Source organism: Cognatundibacterium jejuense (genome assembly GCF_014284255.1).
GTDB classification, from domain to species: Bacteria; Pseudomonadota; Gammaproteobacteria; order Burkholderiales; family Burkholderiaceae_D; genus Undibacterium; species Undibacterium jejuense.
Genome location: NZ_JACOFV010000007.1, coordinates 121,935 through 143,675, shown reverse-complemented (window position 1 = coordinate 143,675; position 21,741 = coordinate 121,935). Strand labels below are relative to the sequence as shown.

Annotated in this window: 20 protein-coding genes; 12 read left to right on the top strand and 8 right to left on the bottom strand. The window is 45.5% G+C overall.

Annotated features, from left to right (window positions below):
• The first annotated feature begins 76 nt into the window (after positions 1-76).
• From H8K32_RS09345 to bamC, 7 genes are all read left to right on the top strand, one after another.
• Positions 77-931, top strand: coding sequence for a 3',5'-nucleoside bisphosphate phosphatase (locus H8K32_RS09345; protein WP_186912222.1), 855 nt, complete (start codon positions 77-79; stop codon positions 929-931).
• Positions 932-1,015: 84 nt separating this feature from the next.
• Positions 1,016-1,891: a protease HtpX gene (gene htpX, locus H8K32_RS09340; protein ID WP_186912221.1), complete on the top strand. Its 876-nt coding sequence runs from the start codon at positions 1,016-1,018 to the stop codon at positions 1,889-1,891.
• Between the two features lie 51 nt (positions 1,892-1,942).
• Positions 1,943-2,566 carry an L-threonylcarbamoyladenylate synthase gene (locus H8K32_RS09335; protein WP_186912220.1) on the top strand — a complete coding sequence of 208 codons (624 nt, stop codon included), beginning with the start codon at positions 1,943-1,945 and terminating at the stop codon, positions 2,564-2,566.
• A gap of 55 nt (positions 2,567-2,621) precedes the next feature.
• Positions 2,622-3,299: a site-2 protease family protein gene (locus tag H8K32_RS09330; protein WP_186912219.1), complete on the top strand. Its 678-nt coding sequence runs from the start codon at positions 2,622-2,624 to the stop codon at positions 3,297-3,299.
• Between the two features lie 3 nt (positions 3,300-3,302).
• On the top strand, positions 3,303-3,902 hold the full coding sequence (locus tag H8K32_RS09325; protein ID WP_186912218.1) for a class I SAM-dependent methyltransferase: 600 nt from the start codon (positions 3,303-3,305) through the stop codon (positions 3,900-3,902).
• A 110-nt stretch (positions 3,903-4,012) separates the two neighbouring features.
• Positions 4,013-4,897, top strand: a complete 885-nt coding sequence (gene dapA, locus H8K32_RS09320) for a 4-hydroxy-tetrahydrodipicolinate synthase (RefSeq protein ID WP_186912217.1) — start codon at positions 4,013-4,015, stop codon at positions 4,895-4,897.
• Positions 4,898-4,982: 85 nt separating this feature from the next.
• Positions 4,983-6,146: an outer membrane protein assembly factor BamC gene (gene bamC / locus H8K32_RS09315; RefSeq protein WP_186912216.1), complete on the top strand. Its 1,164-nt coding sequence runs from the start codon at positions 4,983-4,985 to the stop codon at positions 6,144-6,146.
• A 178-nt stretch (positions 6,147-6,324) separates the two neighbouring features.
• On the opposite strand, the gene H8K32_RS09310 is transcribed toward bamC, so the two are convergent.
• Both H8K32_RS09310 and H8K32_RS09305 read right to left on the bottom strand, forming a co-directional pair.
• Positions 6,325-6,546, bottom strand: coding sequence for a hypothetical protein (locus H8K32_RS09310; RefSeq protein ID WP_186912215.1), 222 nt, complete (start codon positions 6,544-6,546; stop codon positions 6,325-6,327).
• Positions 6,547-6,852: 306 nt separating this feature from the next.
• The gene (locus H8K32_RS09305) at positions 6,853-7,986 is read right to left on the bottom strand and encodes a cupin domain-containing protein (protein WP_186912214.1); all 1,134 of its coding nucleotides are present in this window, start codon (positions 7,984-7,986) and stop codon (positions 6,853-6,855) included.
• A 77-nt stretch (positions 7,987-8,063) separates the two neighbouring features.
• On the opposite strand from H8K32_RS09305, the gene H8K32_RS09300 reads away from it, so the two are divergent.
• Positions 8,064-8,621: an FKBP-type peptidyl-prolyl cis-trans isomerase gene (locus tag H8K32_RS09300; protein ID WP_186912213.1), complete on the top strand. Its 558-nt coding sequence runs from the start codon at positions 8,064-8,066 to the stop codon at positions 8,619-8,621.
• A gap of 93 nt (positions 8,622-8,714) precedes the next feature.
• Here H8K32_RS09300 and mutS read toward each other — a convergent pair whose 3' ends face one another.
• The 3 genes from mutS to H8K32_RS09285 form a co-directional block, all read right to left on the bottom strand.
• The gene (mutS, locus tag H8K32_RS09295) at positions 8,715-11,366 is read right to left on the bottom strand and encodes a DNA mismatch repair protein MutS (protein ID WP_246447236.1); all 2,652 of its coding nucleotides are present in this window, start codon (positions 11,364-11,366) and stop codon (positions 8,715-8,717) included.
• Positions 11,367-11,690: 324 nt separating this feature from the next.
• Positions 11,691-13,082: a DEAD/DEAH box helicase gene (locus H8K32_RS09290; RefSeq protein ID WP_186912212.1), complete on the bottom strand. Its 1,392-nt coding sequence runs from the start codon at positions 13,080-13,082 to the stop codon at positions 11,691-11,693.
• A gap of 96 nt (positions 13,083-13,178) precedes the next feature.
• Positions 13,179-13,976: an inositol monophosphatase family protein gene (locus H8K32_RS09285; protein ID WP_186912279.1), complete on the bottom strand. Its 798-nt coding sequence runs from the start codon at positions 13,974-13,976 to the stop codon at positions 13,179-13,181.
• A 171-nt stretch (positions 13,977-14,147) separates the two neighbouring features.
• Here H8K32_RS09285 and H8K32_RS09280 point away from each other — a divergent pair, with 171 nt between their 5' ends.
• Positions 14,148-14,900, top strand: coding sequence for an RNA methyltransferase (locus tag H8K32_RS09280; protein WP_186912211.1), 753 nt, complete (start codon positions 14,148-14,150; stop codon positions 14,898-14,900).
• A 155-nt stretch (positions 14,901-15,055) separates the two neighbouring features.
• Positions 15,056-17,005: a type IV pilus assembly protein FimV gene (locus H8K32_RS09275; RefSeq protein WP_186912210.1), complete on the top strand. Its 1,950-nt coding sequence runs from the start codon at positions 15,056-15,058 to the stop codon at positions 17,003-17,005.
• Positions 17,006-17,084: 79 nt separating this feature from the next.
• Here H8K32_RS09275 and H8K32_RS09270 read toward each other — a convergent pair whose 3' ends face one another.
• Positions 17,085-17,885 (bottom strand): PP2C family protein-serine/threonine phosphatase, encoded by an 801-nt coding sequence (locus H8K32_RS09270; RefSeq protein WP_186912209.1) that lies wholly within the window; start codon positions 17,883-17,885, stop codon positions 17,085-17,087.
• A 92-nt stretch (positions 17,886-17,977) separates the two neighbouring features.
• On the opposite strand from H8K32_RS09270, the gene H8K32_RS09265 reads away from it, so the two are divergent.
• Positions 17,978-18,178, top strand: a complete 201-nt coding sequence (locus H8K32_RS09265) for a YdcH family protein (protein WP_186912208.1) — start codon at positions 17,978-17,980, stop codon at positions 18,176-18,178.
• 40 nt (positions 18,179-18,218) lie between these two features.
• The gene (locus H8K32_RS09260; RefSeq protein WP_246447235.1) at positions 18,219-20,243 is read left to right on the top strand and encodes an ATP-dependent DNA helicase; all 2,025 of its coding nucleotides are present in this window, start codon (positions 18,219-18,221) and stop codon (positions 20,241-20,243) included.
• A 135-nt stretch (positions 20,244-20,378) separates the two neighbouring features.
• On the opposite strand, the gene H8K32_RS09255 is transcribed toward H8K32_RS09260, so the two are convergent.
• Both H8K32_RS09255 and H8K32_RS09250 read right to left on the bottom strand, forming a co-directional pair.
• Positions 20,379-20,531: a hypothetical protein gene (locus tag H8K32_RS09255; protein ID WP_186912206.1), complete on the bottom strand. Its 153-nt coding sequence runs from the start codon at positions 20,529-20,531 to the stop codon at positions 20,379-20,381.
• A 156-nt stretch (positions 20,532-20,687) separates the two neighbouring features.
• The gene (locus H8K32_RS09250) at positions 20,688-21,416 is read right to left on the bottom strand and encodes a substrate-binding periplasmic protein (protein WP_186912205.1); all 729 of its coding nucleotides are present in this window, start codon (positions 21,414-21,416) and stop codon (positions 20,688-20,690) included.
• Positions 21,417-21,741 lie beyond the last annotated feature (325 nt).

Below are 21,741 nucleotides of genomic sequence, written 5' to 3'. Positions count from 1 at the left end.
CAATCCTGCAATGCAGCATAGAAGCTAACGCAGGAGTACAATGGGAGCTTGAACTTTGTTTTTGCCGATACCCATTATGTCCGCTTTAAGCCTCAATGTTGATTTCCATAGTCATTCGACCGTTTCTGATGGAATGTTGTCACCGTCAATGCTTGCCGCCCGAGCAAAGGCAAATGGCGTAGATGTCTGGGCCTTGACGGATCACGATGAGCTCGGTGGTATTCCCGAGGCGCGCGCGGCGGCTGCCGCATTGAACTTGCGGTTTGTCACTGGCGTCGAGATATCCATTACTTGGGCCGGGAAGACCATCCACATCGTTGGTCTGAATATTGATGAAAATAATCATGACCTGAACCAAGGTCTGGCAAAAACCCGTTCAGGGCGCGAGCGTCGTGCGCGTGATATGTCAGCGGATCTGGCTAAGCGCGCTGGCATTGAAGGTGTCTACGAAGGGGCGCTTAAATATGTTGGCAATCCCAATCTGATCTCTCGCTCCCATTTTGCCCGTTATCTCTTAGAAATCGGCGCCTGTTCTTCAGTATCTGATGCATTTAAGAAATATCTGTCTGAAGGTAAGCCTGGTTACGTCCCACACCGCTGGGCTACGTTAGAGGAGGCGGTGTCTTGGATACGTGGAGCAGGTGGCGTGGCAATTGTTGCTCATCCTGGGCGTTACGATTTGACGCCCATTGCTTATGATAGTTTCTTCAAAGAATTTAAAACTCTTGGTGGTGTGGCGATAGAAACTGTTACCGGAAGTCATAGCGTTGATCAATACGAGGAATATACGAAAATCGCCAATCAATACGGCTTTTTGGTGTCGCGGGGCTCGGATTTTCATTCTCCGGACGATGCAGAGGTCGATATTGGCAAGTTGCCAGCAATGCCAAAGTCATCCAAGCCCGTATGGGAAAACTGGTTTTCCGCTTGATTTGGTTTGAGCACGCTTGAATTTTCTTGTTTTGACCATATCTTTCTGGCAGGATTTTTATTTTTCCTGCACTGGAGAAACTATATGAAGCGCATCGTCTTATTTTTATTGACTAACCTTGCCGTGATGGCAGTGATGTCTATTGTCTTATCTGTATTGGGAGTTAATCGATTTCTGACTGCCAATGGTTTGCAGATGGGTACCTTAATGGCATTTTCACTGGTGGTAGGTTTTACCGGCGCTATTTTTTCCTTATTAATCAGCAAACCAATGGCCAAGTGGTCAACTGGAGCGCGTGTTATTGATTCGCCATCGTCTTCTACCGAACTGTGGTTAGTGAATACCGTTCGTATGCTGGCCGAGCGTGCAGAAATCCAAATGCCAGAAGTGGCAATCTATGAAGGTGAACCAAACGCATTTGCGACCGGTGCTTTCAAAAATTCCGCTTTAGTAGCGGTATCGACTGGACTGCTGCAAAGTATGACTAAGGAAGAAGTTGAGGCTGTTCTTGGTCATGAAGTTGCGCATATTGCCAACGGCGATATGGTGACAATGACTTTGATTCAAGGTGTCGTCAACACGTTTGTGGTATTTTTGGCTCGCGTTGTCGGTTATTTGGTCGATAAAACATTTTTCCGTAATGGTGATGATGACCGCCCAGGTATTGGATACATGATTACTGTGTTTGTGTGCGAAATCATTTTTGGTATTGGTGCATCGGTGATCGTTGCCTGGTTCTCACGTCAACGTGAGTTCCGTGCCGATGCTGGGTCTGCGCGCTTGCTTGGTAATCGTCAGCCGATGATTCATGCGTTAGCGCGGCTGGGTGGCATGCAGCCAGGCGAGTTGCCAAAATCGATTGCAGCTGCTGGCATTAGTGATAAAGCGGGTTGGTCGGAATTGTTTTCCTCCCATCCACCGATGGAAGCACGTATTGCCGCATTGCAAAGTCTAAAGTAATCTTGCATTCACTTTCATGGCGGTAGCGATTGCTACCGCCTTTATTCTTTTATGAGCCAATTTTTCCAAATTCATCCTGATAATCCGCAGTTGCGCTTGATTAAGCAGGCGGTACAAATTATTGATGGTGGCGGCATCGTTGCCGTGCCTACTGACTCGTGCTATGCCCTGGTTTGTCATCTGGATGATAAAGAGGCGGTGACCCGACTGCGACGTATCCGAGGTGTAGATGAGAAGCATCATTTAACACTGTTGTGTCGCGACTTATCCGAGATTGCTTTGTATGCGAAGGTCGATAATCGTCAATATCGTATGTTAAAAACGGCAACGCCTGGCCCTTACACGATGATTCTGGAGGCGACCAAAGAAGTCCCGCGGCGGTTAAGCCATCCTTCTCGTAAAACGATAGGCTTGCGTGTGCCGGAAAATAAAATTACCCATGCTCTGTTGGAAGAGTTGCGCCAACCTTTATTGGCAACAACTTTGATTTTGCCAGACGATGATGAACCCATTACCGATCCCGAAATCATTCGCGAACGCCTTGAGAAGCAAATTGATCTTATTATCGATGGTGGCCCTTGTAGCCTCACACCGACAACAGTGATTGACATGACAGGAGACGTGCCGGAGTTAATTCGTCAGGGCAGGGGAGATGTCAGTATGTTTGGTCTGTAAGCTAGGATGAGGTAAGCTAAGCTTCCTTTTTTTATAAAAATTTTAAAAGTACTTTATGAATGATTTTAGTGAGTTGATCAGAACGGTTCTGATCTACGCTTTGCCAGTAATATTTGCGATTACCTTGCATGAAGCGGCGCATGGCTTTGCAGCGAAATATTTTGGCGATACCACAGCGTTTAGTCAGGGGCGGGTCAGCCTTAATCCTTTAGTGCATATTGATCCGTTTGGCACGATTATCATCCCTGCTGTGCTTTATGTGGCGACAGGTGGTGCATTTCTGTTTGGTTACGCGAAACCTGTACCTATTAATTTTTCCCGCTTAAAAAATCCTAAGCGCGATATGGCTTGGGTTGCGTTGGCGGGTCCTGGCGCTAATTTCGTGATGGCGTTTTTCTGGCTGTTGTTTGGCGTTGTTCTGCAGGCTGCAAACATCGAGGAGATCTTTTTCATCAAGATGGCAAATGCTGGCGTACTAACCAACCTGGTCATGCTTGCATTTAACTTGTTTCCTATTCCGCCCCTCGATGGTGGTCGTATTCTCGTGAGTCTCTTGCCGAACAAGCTCGCCTATAAATTTGCCCAGATTGAGCCTTACGGTTTTTTTATCGTGATGGGCTTGGTGATGATACATTGGCTGCAATTCTGGCTGTTGCCTGTGATGATGTTATCCAACTTCATATTGAAGCTGTTGATCACGCCGTTTGCATTGCTATTGGGCATTCCCGTCTAAAAGATGACTGCCATTTCTACTCATAGTTCGGTAGAGCGTGCTGCGGCGGCAGATGTGCTGGTGTCACCGTGGGTGCAGCGCTTTGCTCATTTACTGCCCACGGGACAGGTGTTGGATGTGGCGTGCGGTAGTGGACGTCATACGCATTGGTTGTTGGCTTCGGGGTATGCTGTAATAGCGTTGGATAAAAATCCCGCGATGCTGCCGGCCTTATCAGCGCGAGGTGCAAATGTCATTCAGCATGATCTTGAACCAGATGCTGAAACTGCGAATTGGCCATTTTCCGACGACATGTTTTCAGCGATCATTGTTTGTAATTATTTGCATCGCCCATTATTTCCGTATTTGTTGGCAAGCTTAAAACCAGATGGTGTGCTCATCTACGAGACCTTTGCACAAGGAAATGCAGAGTTTGGTAAGCCATCCAACCCGGCTTTTTTATTAAGTCCGGGTGAACTTTTGGAGCAAATGCGTTCTAATGCTCAGGTGCAAATGCAGGTCATTGCTTATGAAGAGGGGTTTGTTTCTAAGCCGAAAGACGCCATGGTGCAGCGCATTTGTGCGCGTAAAGCAGCATTTTCATCTGTGTTTGATCATCTATAGGCCTGTTGGATCAATTTAGTTGAAAAGTTTGAATCTGAATTCCAGCTATTTACGCCCCGATTTGCAGTCTATCCGCTACAATCGGGGTTTTACTTTTTTCGTGCACTAACATGACAAAGATACAGGGAAGTCTGGTTGCTATTGTGACCCCTATGCATGCTGATGGCAGTCTTGATTTGCCTTGCTTGCGCAAACTGATTGATTGGCATATTGCTGAAGGTACGGACGGTATTGTCATCGTCGGTACCACTGGCGAATCGCCAACGGTTTCGCCAGAAGAACATTGTGAATTAATTCGTGTTGCAGTCGAGCATGTGAATAAGCGCGTACCGGTGATTGCTGGCTCTGGTGGTAACTCAACTGCTGAAGCGATCGCTTTAACGAAGTTTGCCAAAGAAATCGGTGCAGATGCATCTTTGCAGGTGGTGCCGTACTACAACCGCCCGACTCAGGAAGGTATGTATCAGCATTTCAAGAAAATTGCTGAATCCGTTGATATCCCAGTGATTTTGTACAATGTCCCTGGACGCACTGTCGCGGACATGTCCAATGAAACGATTTTGCGCTTAGCGCAAGTGCCAGGCATTATTGGTGTTAAAGATGCGACTGGCAATATCGCGCGCGGCATTGACCTGATTCGTCTTGCGCCAGCCGACTTTGCCGTTTACTCAGGGGATGACGCGACTGCAATGGCATTGATGTTCTGTGGTGGTAAGGGAAATATTTCCGTGACGGCCAACGTCGCACCACGTGCTATGCATGAAATGTGTGTGGCGGCAATGCGCGGTGATACGCACGCAGCGATTGCGATTAACAATCGCGTCTTGTCTTTGCATAATAAGTTGTTTATCGAGCCAAATCCACTGCCTGTAAAATGGGCAATGATGGAGATGGGATTGATTCCTTCAGGTATTCGTTTGCCGCTCGTTCCTATGGCGGAGCAATATCATGAGGTAGTTCGTGCTGCGTTACGTGAGGCAGGTGTATTACAATAAGCATCATCTTGAACGACTTGTTACCAGGTACCAAGTCGTTTGCTCTAAGTCGTTTTAATTGATAATAATTCGTAGGGACTTTCACATGGCAAAAAGCTTTGTTGCTAAAAACGGGATCATCGGCGCGGTAGCGTTAGTGGGATTGTCTGGTTGTTCTTCAATCAGTAATTTGGTTGAACCCAACAAGATTGATTACAAAAGCGCTGGTAAAGCGACGACGGTTTCTTTGGAAGTTCCACCAGATTTGACGCAGATACGCCGTGATAGTCGTTTTGCAATTCCTGAAGCAAATAAATCAACTGCAACCGCCTCTGGGTATAATCTCGAAAAAGGTGATAAGGCGACTGTCTCCAGTGCAGTTATTGCACCAAACCAAGTCAAAGATATGCGCATCGTTCGCGATGGCAATCAACGTTATCTGGTCATAAAAAGTGCTTCGACTGAAGCATTATGGCCGCAAATTAAAGACTTTTGGCAAGACTTGGGTTTCTTAATCAACGTCGAAAATCAAGAGGCTGGTGTGATGGAGACGGATTGGGCGGAAAACCGTGCAAAAATTCCTCAGGATATTATTCGTGATACCTTGGGTAAGGTGCTGGATTCATTGTATTCGACAGGTGAGCGTGATAAGTTCCGGACTCGCCTTGAGCGTGGTTCGAATGGCGAAGTAGAAATCTACATTAGCCATCGCGGTGCACAAGAGGTGTTGACTGGAGCGCAAAAGGACGGTACTGCCTGGACGCCACGTCCCGTGGATACCGGTCTTGAGGCTGAATTCCTGACGCGTTTGATGGTGCGTTTAGGCGCTGATGCCGAAGGGGCTAAGGTTGCTGTGAGTGCTTCCGCTGCACCAACTGCTAAACCGCATGCGCAATTGCTGAAAGAAGGTGATGTCAGCTATATTTCCGTGGACGAGGGTTTTGATCGTGCATGGCGTCGCGTAGGATTGGCGCTTGATCGTGTTGGATTTACTGTCGAAGACAGGGATCGCTCTAAGGGTTTATATTTTGTTCGTTATATTGATCAGGATATCGATGCTAAAACCAAAGGCGCGAGCGAAGGCTTCTTCTCTAAATTGTTTGGATCGTCTAGTGATGCTTCAAAAAATGCACAAAAATATCGCGTTTACGTTAAAAACGCAGCGAGCGGTGATCTGAGTAATGTATCTGTTCAGGATGTGGATGGTAAACCTGATTCTTCTGCGGTTGCTGAGAAAATACTGAAGTTGTTACAGGATCAGTTGAAATAATTCGTTCTAAGTCAATTGTTTCATAGAAAAAGCACGGCAAAAACTGCCGTGCTTTTTTTTGCCTAATTCATGTTGCCATCATCTAGTTTTTGAAAATCGCAGCATATGGGCGTAAAAGGGTGTAAAAGGGCGTAAAAAAAGCCGACCAATTGGCCGGCTTTTTACAAGCAATAAAAAATTACTTGGAAGCTGGTGCCGCTGTTGCGGAAGCAGCTGGAGCTGCGTCAGAAGCTGGAGCTGCGTCAGATGCTGCAGCTGGTGCTGGAGCTGCTGCTGGTGTTTCTACTGCTGCTGAAGCTGGAGCTGGAGCAACTGCGGATGCTGCAGGTGCTTCTTCTTTTTTGCCACAAGCTGCCAAAGCGATTGCCAACAGGGATACGAGCAAGAGTGATTTTTTCATGTTTGTACTTTCAATAAGTAGATCAAAAAAATAAGATCAAAATTTTGCGATGAATAATTACCGGTAATTATCGCTCTATAGGCTTACTCGAAGAATGCGAATGCAAAATATCGCACCGGCACCTCCGAAAGTTTCCTAGCCCATGATTATAATGATTTTTCAGGCAATGGAATAGATATTGATGCCGAATTGCCTCTATTTTGTTAAAAATTTGCACTGAAGAAAGCATCTAAATCTGAAATTACCGGATTTTTGCAGAAATTGGTTGTTTTTCGTCTTTGTGCAAGTGCGGAAAAGCAACAATTCTTATGCTAATTGCAACCAGCCATCTTCATACCAAAGACAAAATGCCTCTAAGACATCTTCGGTTGTCTCGCTTAGATCCTCGCCACTTAAACATCTGTCGTTGGCGAGTTTGGTTAATAATTTTGCGTCTTCTTTTTGCACTGCAAAAGATTCACCATTAATGAAAACATGTTTGCCTTTGTAGAGCATGGATGTTTTTAGCGCGAGTTTGAGACCACGTTTTTGCGCGTTTTGCGCAAAGCGTTTAGGGCTTAGTGGTTTTTCTGGTGAATCAAAAAACACATTTGATTTTGGTTCGGACAAATATTCGCCAATAAAAATCGTAATATCTTCCTCAGAAAATTTAATTTTTGCAATTTCTGCGGCAATTTTTTCGACCATCTCTTGGCTTATTTCAGCCGGGTGGCTGGTCGCCTGCAATTCCGGATCTTGATAACGACCTGGTAACTCAATAGTGTCGGACATGAAATTGAGAAATGATTGACCGAGCTCCTGATGGGAGGGCGCGCGGAATCCGATTGAATATGTCATGCACTCACCAATCGCTACGCCATCGTGCGCATATTGCGGTGGCAAATACAGCATATCACCAGGTTCTAATACGAATTCTTGTTCTGGCGTGAAATTGCTGAGTATCTTTAGCGGCATGCCTTCGATGAGGGATAAATCCTTTTGCGCTCCGATTTGCCAGCGACGTTGGCCATGCGCTTGCAACAAAAATACGTCATAGGAATCAAAGTGTGGACCTACGCCTCCGCCATCGGCGGCATAGCTGATCATCAGGTCATCTAATCTTGCATCAGGGATGAAGCGGAATTGGCGCAGTAAATTATCAGCAGCTTCGTGATGCAGATTGACGCCTTGTACTAACAGCGTCCAGTCTTTTTTTTCTTTGAGTGGCAGCTTATTAATTGGGCCGTTTTTCATTTCCCAGTGTTTTTTGAAGAAACTGATCAAGCGTGATTCAACATCGTCTTGTGCGGCGAGTTCAAATAACTCTGCTGGTGTCAAAAGAGGAGCGAATGCTGGAATTGCCTGTCGGATCACGAGCGGCTTTTTATGCCAGTACTCGCTGAAGAATTGATCGGCGCTGAGTCCGCCCAGAAGCGGTAGAGGTGTGGAATTTTTTTTCATATCAGCATTATAGGCTTGCCTTCATGCTTGTTCCAGACGGGTATAATCAAGGATGAATATTTTTTTAAGGACTTTGTATGAAGATTGTCAAAAACTCAGTGGTTACCGCGCGTTATAAATTAACAGATGCGCAAGATAACCTGATTGAAGAGGGGCAAGAGCCTATGGTTTATCTTCATGGTGGCTACGACAATATTTTTCCAAAAATTGAAGAAGCCTTAGAAGGTCAAGAAGTTGGGTTTGAGACAACTTTACAATTAAATCCAGAAGACGCATTTGGTGATTATGATGCTGCACTGGTCAAAGTTGAGCCTCGTTCACGTTTCCCATCTCCTTTGGAAGTAGGCATGCAATTTGAAGGTATGCCTGAAGATGATGAAGATTCAGACGAGTCCTCAGAGGAAGAAGCGCATATTTTCACTGTGACCGATATTGCCGATGATAAAGTTGTGTTGGATGGAAATCATCCATTGGCGGGCATTGCTTTACGCTTTTCCCTGACAGTTGACGACGTGCGTGCGGCAACGGATGAGGAAATTGCTCATGGACATGTACACGGTGCGCATGGTCATCATCATGACGACGATGAAGATGACGACGCTGGTAATGAATATCGTAGCCATCCAATCCACTAATTTCGTGTAGCTCGCTGTTTAAGTAAAAAGCCGCAAGATGCGGCTTTTTTTACTTTTTACTTTTTACTTTTTACTTTTTACTTTTTTACTTTTTTAGGCTTTGCGTGTTTGTTTGTGCAATACTTTTAACTCATACAAGGCATCTAAAGCCTCTCTCGGTGTCATGGTATCCGGATCCAGTGAAGTCAGGGCGTCATCCAATTCCGTATTGACTGGTTCCGCTTCAGCGACTTCTTGCTCTATTGCTGCAACGCCAGGTGTAGCTGAAAATAAATCAAACTGCGGTGTTGATTGCAAAGAATGTGCTTCGAGTTCGGCCAGGTGCTTGCGTGCCGAGCGTATTACGGTCTGCGGTATACCGGCTAATTGAGCGACTTGCAGACCATAACTTTGTGAGGCAGGCCCCGCTTGTACCGCATGTAAGAAGACGATGTTTTCTTTGTGCTCAACCGCAGAAAGATGTACGTTTTCTGCGCTTGGATGCACATCTGGTAATTGCGTTAACTCAAAATAATGCGTCGCGAAGAGCGTAAAACTCTTCGAGACCTGAATGAGATGCTTGGAAATCGCCCACGCCAGTGCCAGCCCGTCAAACGTTGAGGTGCCTCGTCCAACTTCATCCATTAGCACTAGAGAGTTTTCGGTTGCGCCATTTAAAATGGCTGCTGATTCTGTCATTTCCACCATAAATGTAGAACGTCCACCTGCCAGATCATCAGCGGCGCCTATACGAGTGAAAATACGGTCGATAGGCCCGATTGTGGCGGAATTGGCGGGCACATAACTGCCGACGTAGGCGAGTAAGGTGATTAGCGCCACTTGACGCATAAAGGTTGATTTACCGCCCATATTCGGGCCAGTAATCAACAGCAATTTACGCTCCTGTGACAACTCACAATCATTCGCGATAAAGCGTTCAATCTGATTTTCAACCACCGGATGTCGGCCCTGACGAATTTGTAGGACAGGTTCGGCAACCAATTGTGGTGCGCACCAATTGTTTTTAGTTGCGTGTTCGGTCAGGCTCACTAACGCATCAAGCTCTGCAATGGCATGAGCAATCGCTTGCAGCAGGCTGATGTGTGGCAATAAATCTTGCAGTAATTTTTCATACAGCATTTTTTCACGCACCAGTGCGCGTTCTTGCGCAGACAAGGCTTTGTCTTCAAATGCTTTTAATTCTGGCGTGATATAGCGCTCGGCATTTTTCAGCGTCTGACGGCGGCGATAGTTCTCAGGGACTTTATCCGTTTGACCATTGGTGACTTCGATATAAAAGCCATGCACGCGGTTGTATTCAACGCGCAGATTGGCGATGCCGGTACGTTCACGTTCCGATGCTTCCAAATCGACCAAAAACTGTCCGGCATTTTCTGATAGTGAACGCAGCTCATCGAGTTCGCTATCAAAGCCGGTCGCAATCACGCCGCCATCTCTGACCATGGTCGCAGGCAAAGGCATTAAGCCTCGTTCTAGCAAGTCAAGGCAGTCCGCTGGCGTTGCCAGGTCCGCGAGTATCTTAGTCAGAACGCTAGTTTGATTGTCAGCAATGCACATGCTGACGTAATTGCGCAAATTGGGTAAGTGTTGCAAACCATCGCGCAAACCGGACAAATCACGTGGTCGCGCTGATTGCAAAGCGATGCGGGTAGTAATCCGTTCAATATCGGGAACTGAGTTCAGGGTGGTGGCAAGGCCATCGGCTGAATCAGCATTGATTAACGCTTTGATTGCATCATGTCGGGCACGTGCGATACTCTGATCACGTTTAGCATGGTGCAGCCAGTGGCGCAATAAACGAGCTCCCATCGCAGTGCGGCAATGGTCAAGCAAAGAGAATAAGGTCGGTGATTCTTGTCCGCGTAAGGTTTCTGTGATCTCTAAATTACGGCGCGTGGCGGTATCAAGGCCAATAAATTCATGCTCACTTTCAACTGCCAAGCTGTTGACGTGTTTTAAACCACGCCCCTGTGTGCTTTCGGCATACCGTAACAACGCTCCTGATGCACCAATTGCGGCGCTTAAATTTTCAGCGCCAAATCCAGTCAAAGAGCTTGTTCCTAGCTGATCTTGCAGAGATTTTTGCCCTTGTTTGACATCAAAATGCCAATCCGGTACTTCAGAAAATTTACCTGGTAATGCCTGATAATGTTCGTCCAGTAATAGTGTGCCTGCGGAAATCAAAATCTCAGCCGGGGAGATGCGTTCTAATTCTTGTTGCAGGCGTTGAAGTAATGATTTTTCATCGGTGGCGAATTCCATTAATTTCAGCGCACCACTTGCTAATGACAACCATGATAAGCCAACGGTGACTGTTTTACGATGCTGCAGTAAGCATAGTGAGAGTAGGGAGCGTTCAGACTTTTCCGGCAATAAATCGGTATCAGTCAAGGTGCCAGGAGTGATCACGCGCATGACTTTGCGCTCGACAGGTCCTTTGCTGGTTGCCGGATCGCCGACTTGTTCGCAAATGGCCGCTGATTCTCCCATTTTTACCAGTTTGGCGAGATACGGTTCGAGTGAGTGAAAGGGAATGCCTGCCATCTTGATCGGATTGCCGCCTGAGCTGCCGCGCTGCGTCAGCGTAATGCCTAGTATCCTCGAAACTTTTTCCGCATCGCCGAAAAATAATTCATAAAAGTCTCCCATGCGATAAAACACCAAGGTATCTGGGTGCTCCGCTTTGATGTTCAGGTATTGCTGCATCATTGGGGTGTGGCTTACTGCTTTGTCATTCGTAACCATGTGATTGTTCTTATTTTGTACTGTAATCAGGTGATGTTTTTTTGAGGTGAAGCTTCTCTGCCTGTGTGCTTTGTGCTTTGAATTTGCTCATACTGCGTTTAGCTATTGGCGATATGTGTAATGTGCAAATGCGCTAGAGCATCATTGAGTGCACATTATAAACGACCAAAGCCCTCGCTTGATGGCGTCAGGCGTTTATCTGGCAATGCAGCACTGATCGGGAGGTATTGATAAATTTCGCTGCCCAAATAAAAACAGGGTAATAAACTCAGATAGAACTTACCTGATTTATTACCCTGAAATTATTGCCTGGAGAAAGGCTGATTAACCGTTACCGCGACCGCCGGAGCGTCTTGGGGTCGATTGCTTTACGGCTGGGCGATTTCCCTGTGGTCGTGGCTTGTTGCCGCCTTCGCGCGCAGGTACTGCGCCAGCGGGTGCGCTGCGATTTGGCGTGCGTGCCTGAGCAGGTTTATTGCCAGACTGTGGACGTGGGCTTCTCCCGCCTGGATTGCCGCCGCGACCGTCAAAACTGCGTAATTGGATAGGTTGCGCTTTGGCGTGTGGGTCGGGGATAAATCCATCAATGATCTCTTGTGGAATCTGACGCTTGATGAATTTCTCAATGTCTGCCAACAATTTAAATTCGTCAACACAAACTAGCGATACTGCCTCACCTGTCGCACCGGCGCGACCGGTACGACCGATGCGGTGTACGTAGTCTTCTGGTACGTTAGGCAAATCGTAGTTGACCACGTGTGGCAATTGGTCAATGTCAATGCCGCGTGCAGCGATGTCAGTCGCAACCAACACTGGCAGACTGCCATCTTTAAACTCAGCCAGCGCTTTGGTGCGTGCAGACTGGCTCTTGTTGCCATGAATCGCCATGGCTGCCACACCGTCTTTAGCTAACTGTTCAACCAATTTGTTAGCACCGTGTTTGGTGCGTGTGAACACCAGTACTTGCGACCATTGATGTGTCTTGATCAGATGCGCCAGCAGTGGGTGCTTTTTATCGCGGTCAACTGGATGAATCTTCTGTGCTATCACTTCCACGGTCGAGTTGCGGCGAGCAACTTCGATCATTTCCGGATTATTCAGCAGCCGGTCAGCCAGAACTTTGATGTCGTCAGAGAAAGTGGCCGAGAACAATAAATTCTGACGTTTAGGCGGCAATATCGCTAACACTTTTTTGATGTCGTGAATGAAGCCCATGTCTAGCATGCGATCTGCTTCGTCCAGGATCAGAATTTCAATGTTACGTAAATCGATAGTGCCTTGTTGATGATGGTCGAGTAAGCGGCCAGGCGTTGCAACTAAAATATCGACCCCGTGTTTAAGTAACTTGATTTGTGGGTTGATGCCAACGCCACCAAAAATCACGCCAGAGGTCAATGGAACATATTTGCCGTAGGTTTCAACGCTTTCCTGAACCTGAGCGGCGAGTTCGCGTGTCGGTGTCAGTACTAGTGCACGGATAGGGCGTTTGGAAACTTTGTCTTTTGGTGCGTTTGGCGAAGTCGATAGACGCTGCAGTACCGGGAGGGTAAATCCCGCAGTTTTTCCGGTACCGGTTTGCGCGCCAGCCAATAAGTCCCCACCCTTGATGACAGCTGGAATAGCTTGTAGCTGGATAGGGGTTGGTGATGTGTAACCTTGTTCGCTAACGGCGCGAACAATGTCCTCGGATAAGCCGAGTTCAATAAATGAGGGCATGTGTTTCTACTGATCTGATGAACGCACAGACTGGCTTTCGCCAGTCTTGTGAAAAGGGCATTCAGCAAAAAAATGCTGAATGTAAAAGAGATAAATCTATTTTTTTACTGATGCTGCAAATGGTTGAAGCAAATTAACCATTTGCCCGAATACTTTTGGTGTTCCTGCCAATACATCGCCTTTGTACAGGTAATCAGAATCGCCAACAAAATTACCAACGATGCCGCCTGCTTCTGTGATCAACAATGAGCCCGCAGCGATATCCCATGGCGCCAGACCTTTTTCAAAGAAGCCATCGAGGCGACCGTTTGCTACGTAGGCTAAGTCTAGTGCCGCAGAACCTGGTCTTCTCAGGCCTTGGCATTTACTTGTCATGACTTTAAACATTTCCATGTATTGGTCGAGCCCGGACAGGTCGCGTGACGGGAAGCCAGTTCCAATCAACGCATCAGCAATTTTGTCGCAACGAGTAACGCGGATACGTTTATCGTTCAGAAATGCGCCGCCGCCTTTAGTTGCGGTGAACATTTCATTGCGTGTTGGGTCGTAGACAACGGCTTGGGTAATGATGCCACGGTGTTGCAAAGCGATGGAAACGCAATATTGCGGAAAACCGTGGATAAAGTTAGTCGTACCATCGAGTGGATCAATGATCCAGACATATTCACTTTCGTCGTGCAAATTAGTGGATGCACCCGATTCTTCAGCAAGAATTGCGTGGTCGGGATATGCTGTCTTCAACACTTCGATAATTGCGGCTTCCGCGGCTTGATCCACTTCAGTGACAAAGTCATTGAAATGTTTTTCTGTTACGCTGACGCGATCGAGATCAAAAGAAGCGCGATTAATTACTGTCGCGCCGCGACGAGCGGCTTTGATAGCCGTATTGAGCATTGGGTGCATAAGGTTTCCGATAAAATGACGGCAAACGTAGCTCAATCACCTAAGAGTGAAAGAGTGAGGTTTGCTACACAAAAATGATAAAGAGCGTGCGCTACTGTCTTTCGTCGGGCAAAAAAGGCCGCTCAACCACATAACAATTAACGCTTAATCTTGCTATTTTAAATGAACTTGACAGAAACTGACACATCTCTTTTTCAAAGACTGCGCTTTGTACTGGTAGAAACTAGCCATCCTGGCAATATTGGGGCTGCAGCACGTGCTATTAAAACTATGGGTTTTGGACAGTTAATTCTGGTTAATCCTCGTTTTGGTGATGCATTAACGCATCCTGATGCAATTGCCTTTGCGAGTGGAGCATTGGATGTGCTGGAAAAAGCAAAAATCGTAACGTCGATTGAAGACGCTTTGTCAGGATGTAAATTTGTTGCGGCGGTCAGCGCACGGCTGCGAGAGTTCTCGCCGCCAATTTTTACACCTAGAGCAGTGGCGGAGCGCATTTCTCCAGCACAGGAGGGGGAGGTTGCCTTGGTGTTTGGAAGCGAGCGCTACGGATTGCCTAATCAAATCGTCATGAATTGTCAGGGCTTGATCAATATTCCTGCTAACCCGGACTATTCATCCTTAAATCTGGCCCAGGCAATTCAATTGTTGGCATACGAATGCAGACTAGCGACTGAAACTGAAACAAGAAGTAACGTCGGCTTTCACGGCCAAGCTGCTTCTATTGAGGAAGTTGAAGGGATGTATGAACATCTTGAACAAGCTTTGGTCGCGATTGATTTTCTGGATCCGAAGAGCCCAAAGAAGCTGATGCCACGTTTAAAACGATTATTTTCTCGTGCTCAATTAGAGGTTGAAGAAGTAAATATTTTGCGCGGAATATCGAAAAAAATTCTTGATTTTCGGAAGAAATAATTAGTAACTAAATGGCTGCAGCGTATGATTGAAATAAATACATTTGTTGTTTAAATTGATAAATATTATGAAATTTCTCATAGGCAAAGCATTTTGTTTCTTCTTTAGCATTTTCATAGTGTGATAGTTTTGTTATAACCACAGTAAGATTGCGATTGGGTACGATTGCAAGAAAGAAAATTGTTTTTATTTTATCACTTGAGGACATTATTATTTTTGTTCCATACCAAAGATCCTCTCTTTATCTTTTGTGTCTGAGCGCTCTTTTAGCTGGCACGATCGACGACGCCCATGCTCTCGGTATGGGTGGTCTTCGTGTTCAGTCTTCGCTTGGGCAGCAACTGAGGGCACAGTTAGACGTGACCGGCTTTGATGCGCAAGACATTGATGCTGGGTGTTTTCGTGCAACTATTGAATCTGCCGAGGGAATTTTATTATCCAATGTTGATTTAAGACTAAGCTCCCAGGGAAATACTAAATTTTTGCACTTGGTAACCCGTAAAAATATACAAGAACCAGCGGTTAAAGTTATTGTTCATGTTGCGTGCGAAGTACAGTTGCACCGCGAGTATATGATTCTGCTCGATCCGCCTGAAATTTCGGGATCGGCACCAAACATAGCTTTGCCTTTACTGGAACAGAAAGTAAACATCCCCCCCGGCACAGAAGGGAAAATAGATAAACTTCCTGTGCGATTTAAACCTAAGCAAACTTCACTTAAGCAGAAATCTGAAATTGTCTCTGAACCAGCGACGGTAAAAAAAAATGATAAAAATTTAAAGCCGGTAAGTCAACGATCGGGATCTTTGCCTGTAAGATACGCTTTAAAATTGTCGGATGAGCCTGAACTGGTACCTCAAGGCTTGAAGATGGCGGACACAATATCAGTACGAACTGATGGCAAAGAGAGCGATGCGTCTGCCGAGCTACGCCTTGCGCAAGCGCAATATGCTGCGATGATGCGTGGTGAGGATATCCCGCAGATTGCTCCCGGGAAACTCGAGTCGACTGAACAAAAGAATCAGTTATTATTAAAAGAATCGGCACAGTTAAAACGTCAAATTCAGCAAGATAAGTCAACTATTGACGAATTAAAAGAAAGCTCGATTCCCAAAACCTGGTTCTACCTTTTAGTTTTACTTGTCGCTGGCACAATTGCAATTGTAGTAATGTTGGTTGCGTATGTAAAACGCATACACAAAAAGACTTCATCTACCTGGTGGGAGCAAAAAGAAATTAAGCCTGCCCCGGAAACTAAGCTGAACATTGAAGATTTGGTCAATAGTGTGCAAGCCAGTTATGGTCCGACAACGACGAGTGTATCAACCGACTCCTCTGAGTCTTATTCACGTCCAGCACTAGGTGGTAATTCATCCCATTCTAAAACTCTGTCAGCAGCTGAAGCTTCTTTAGGTGGATTAGAGGCGCCGTCTGTGTTTGGACGAAATTACACTCCATCGTTGGAAGACACCAACAGTAGTACCTTCAATTTCTTCTCGTCTCGGACAAGCTCAGTCAAAGTAGAAGAAATCTCGGATGTTACTCAAGAAGCTGAGTTCTGGATGTCCGTGAATGATCCTGAGCGAGCGATAGAAATACTGGAGCCTCAGGCGGAACTGGAGCATCCTGAATCGCCGGTTCCATGGCTTTATCTGATGGATTTGTACAGAGTTGTGGGAAGTAAAGAAAAATATGATCATTTGCGCGATCGGTTTGTCGTTTTTTTCAATGCAAATGTTCCGGAATTTGAAATTGATCCATCAACATTACCGACCAGACACCTCGACGATTTTGAGCACTTATCTAGAAAAATCTGTTCGATGTGGAACACGAATGATATCTTGCCGTTCCTTGAAAGTTTGCTTATCGACGACCGTGATGGAAAACGTATGGGGTTTGAGTTGCCTGTGTATAGAGACATTCTCTTGCTGATTTCTATCGCGAATGAACTGGAGCGTCAAAAATCGATGGGAGAAGTAGCCCGTGAGCGTAATTCTTTTGTTGCTTCCACGGGTTCTAGCGTTGCTCCTAAATTGCCTGAAGAAGATAGTAATGTGATTAATTTTGAAGCGATCGATTTTGAGAAGAAATCCAGTTCTAGTTAATTTATATCTACATGAATTTAGAAAAAAAATGCGGCACAGAGATTATCGTGCCGCATTTTTTTGGACTAGTAAAACTAGTTTAAATCGCTCGACGCATTTTTTGAACAGTATAATTTCTGATTTCTTCAGGTGGCTCTATGAGTTTGATAATTGCAAATGTGCAATTATCTCCTCGTGGCGTACCGCGTTCACGGGCTTTACGAATTAACAGTTCTGCAGCTTGTCTTGGTGTATTTGCGGCTACGGCGGCTGAAAGCTCATTATCTTCAAAGTAATGCCACAGTCCGTCAGAACATAATAAGAAACTGTCACCAATTTTTAAATCGTCGTGCTGTCCAAATGTGATGAAGGGGTGTGTGTTCGTCGAGCCCAAAACGTTAACTAAGATATTTGATAGCTTGTGTGTTTTAGCCTCCTCAGGGAGAATTTTCCCTTCTTCTACTAGTTTTTCGACATATGAATGGTCGCGAGTTTTATCACCAAAATTGGGGCCGTTAAAACGGTATAACCTGGAATCACCAGCATGAGCCCATATTGCTTCTTGTTGAGGAGTAATTACCAGTGCTACAAAAGTACTATGGGGCTCTTTTTCTGCTGATACCGCAGTTAATTTAATAACCGTGTGGGCCTCATTAAGAATATTTTCCAGTAATGCCTTAACGTCATTGCCAGGATAAAATTCGTCAAATAACTGTTTGCTAGTACGAATAACTTGCTCGGCCGCGAGAGCGCCGCCGCTTTTGCCACCCATGCCATCAGCAACCACGGCCATCATATAGCCTGGGGCGTGCGGAGCCGCAAAAAGGGCGACCCTGTCCTGTTGTTCCTGTCGGTCACCGATATGTTGCCCGGTGCCAGCTTCTATCTTATATTGGCTCATACGTCTTGGTAGATTACACTAGTGGGAAGTCAATTATTTGGCTTTCCATGTTTTGATACTAATTAACACTATTTTACTTTAAGCTGAAGGCTATGAGCCATCCTGAACAAGTACGACAACGAATTATTGAGTTAGAAGTTGAGCATAGGGATCTTGATGTGGTAATAAATGCGCTGACAAAGGATCCAGATCATGATGAGTTACAATTGCGACGCTTAAAGAAGCGGAAATTGCAATTGAAAGATCATATCACTTTGCTCAAGATTCAATTAACTCCAGATGTGCCGGCGTGATTTATTGTTGCGCGCATGCCTTTTTATTTGCTTTTAGTTTTTGAATGCTCTCATTTTGATTGAAATTCCGACCAAAGAAACACCCGCTGGCGTACATGACGCAGAAGTTGATCATATTTTTGGGCTTTCGGGTCCGCTAAGCGCAACAATTGCGGGGTATCGCCCTCGCAATTCGCAAACGGAGATGGCGAAAGCAATTGCCAGTGCGATTGCAGGTCAAAGTACATTGCTGGCTGAAGCCGGAACCGGAACCGGTAAAACCTATGCCTATCTTGCGCCCGCTTTGCTCTGGGGTGGGAAGGTCATTGTTTCAACTGGTACCAAAAATCTTCAAGATCAGTTGTTTTTAAGAGATATTCCGACAATAAAAAAGGTCTTGAAAGCACCTGTATCTGTCGCGTTGCTTAAAGGGCGGTCGAATTATCTTTGCCATTATCACCTTGAACGCACTTTGCAAAACGGACGTTTAAGTTCGCGTGAAGACGTAGGATATCTTCGTGATATCTCTCGTTTTATAAAAACAACAAACAGTGGTGATAAGGCTGAACTCTCGCGTGTTCCGGAAAATGCGAGTGTCTGGAATCTGGTGACCTCGACCAAAGATACTTGTATGGGGTCTGAGTGTCAGTATTATCAAGATTGTTTTGTAATGAAGGCGCGTAAAGAAGCGCAACAGGCCGATGTAGTCGTGGTCAATCATCATCTCTTTTTTGCCGATGTCGCTTTAAAAGATACTGGCATCGCTGAGCTGTTGCCGTCTGCAAATACCGTCATCTTTGATGAAGCACATCAACTCCCTGAGACTGCGACATTGTTTTTTGGCGATACTATTTCGACTTCTCAAGTACTTGAGCTTTGCCGCGATACGTTAGCAGAGGGTTTGTCGCATGCCCGAGACGGTGCCGAGTGGGCTAAATTGGTTGCGCCGGTTGAGCGGGCTGCACGTGATCTGCGTTTAGCATTTCCGCAGGATATTGTTCGTCTGTCTATCGATCAAATCGCACCTTCGAGTCCGTTTTTTGAAGCACTTGAAGCACTTAAATCTAGTATGAGCGACTTGATTGGTGTATTAGAGAAGCAGGCAGAGCGTGCGGAAACCATTGAGCAGTGCAGGGCGAGAGCGATTATGCTTAGTGATCAGATCGACGCCTGGAACGCCGAACCCTCCGGTAAAGAGAAGCAAGGAGATTACGTTTTATGGGTTGAGGCATTTTCAGTTTCTTTGCAACTGCATCGAACACCTTTATCGATCGCCCCAATTTTTAACAAACAAAGAGAGGGAGTGCCGCGGGCTTGGATATTTACTTCCGCTACCATGGCAGTAAAAAATGATTTTGCTCACTTTGTTTCTCAGATGGGTTTATGGAATGAACCAGCTCATACATGGCCTAGTCCGTTTGATTATCAGAATCAAGGATTTCTCTACGTGCCCAATGGAATGCCAGATCCAAATTCCAGAGACTACACTGAAGCAGTTGTGGACGCGGCTTTACCGGTTATTGCTGCGGCCGGGGGGAGGACATTTCTACTATGTACCACCTTAAAGGCGGTTAAATTTTGTGCTGAAAAACTCAAAGATGAATTTGAAAAGCGCGGCTTGGCATTTCCTTTGTTTGTGCAAGGAGATGCTGGTCGTACTGAATTACTCGATCGATTCCGGGCATCTGGCAATGGCGTCTTAATTGGTAGTCAAAGCTTTTGGGAAGGTGTCGACGTCCGCGGGGATGCTTTATCTTTAGTGATTATCGATAAGCTACCATTTTCGCCTCCCGATGATCCTGTGCTTGCAGCACGCATTGCGGCGATGGAAAAAAAGGGATTGAATGGTTTTGTGCATCATCAGTTACCTGAGGCAATTATCAACCTCAAGCAAGGGGCGGGGCGCTTAATTCGTGATGAGACTGATCGCGGTGTTTTGATGATTTGCGACCCTAGGTTAATCTCTAAGCCCTATGGAAAGCGTATCTGGCAAAGCCTGCCCGGTTTTGCACGAACACGTATAGAGGCTGATGTGGTAAGTTTTTTTGAACGCATACGCAACGAAACAATAAACGAGGAACGCTAGATTTTTTTTGACGGGTAAATACTTGAATAAATAAGCTTATGAAAACAACATCGCTAAAAATCTTGATAATCATTTTTAGCGAAAATTTACGCACAAATCTCGGCGTTATTTAGTTGTATTCTCAGCCTTAGCGCTTCACTTATTAGTGCATTGACGTTGCGCCTCAATTAAATCCCAACCTAATTGTCGGCGTATTTCTTTCACGTCAGGTGGTGGTGTGTGCCCGATTTGTCTCTGCTTCAAAAAATCCCTGACTTGTTCTTTTGAAGGATGCTGTGTCTTGTTCATGATGCCACCATATTTGGTTGATTAATAAACCCGTGACTCTATAACGGCACTTTGCGGCCTGAGTTGACCGGGAATTCTGAATTAATCTCCAGTTTGGCTGAAATTTACATTGTTTGACAGGAAGAACACGCGGGTAATTAGTGTTCTCCTCTTCCTTTAATTGTTCCCTAGCATACGTTGACGCGTGCCATCCTTTTGCAAGCTGGTGTAAGCATTTCTAAGTCTATCAACTACATCTTTTGAGGTCGCTTTATTAGCACCAAGTTGTAGGTCTAGTTCTAAGCCAAGATTGATTGTAGTGACGAAGTCTTGGCAGAACGTGGCACAATTGTGATCAAAATTATCTTGTGATAAGGGTAGCAAATCCAGTCGGCCAACCGATAAAAGACGTATGCCCTCGTTATTGTCGCTAATATTTATAAGGCCACTATTGTTGCTCGCTTTGAAATTCTTTGATTTTAAAAATTGTTCTCTGGCATCATCTTCAATCACGCCGATACGATATTCTTTTGCGTCCTCGAGTTTGTTAATTTGTATATCTATTCGATCTTTTTTCTTGTACAGATAATAGCCTCGAACATGAGCTAATCCTCCAAGCCAAATATATTTATCTTCTCTAAACGGCGTCCGTGCAACTGGGAAAAAAATCACAGGTTGCGAACCATTGACCAAGTGCATAATACCGATCCAGCTTAACGGTCGAATCTCCGGTTGATAGCCAGCGCGTATGGCGATAGTTTTTACAAAGTCAGCGATAGGGGTAGGAGTGTTGCTATTTTTAGCGTACGCATACGGTTGAGTATCCTCAATGTAGATAAGCAGTCGCTCAGCGTGAGCCAGGCTACAATTTAAAAAAAATAGTATAAGAAGCATATTCACTGACATAGATTACGTCCCTATCACTTTTAAAGAGTTTAGTTTCGGTAAAACATCTCCTGAATATAAGCATTGTATTCTACGAACTGCAGTTGTGTTTTAATCTTCATTTAAGATGCGCGAGCGCGTGCCATCTTTCTCCAGGCTCTCATTAGAATCGGTGTTTGAAAAGGTAAATTCATGCATCCAAGCTTGGATCGAAGTTTTTTTCAATAATTTTATAATTTGAAGTCAGATTCAGTGTAGTACCGAAAAAGAGTTCGGCAAAGAAGAACTGATCAGTGTGGAAGTGTTTATTGTGAGCTGAAGTTGTTTTATGCGCGGTGTAGTGGTG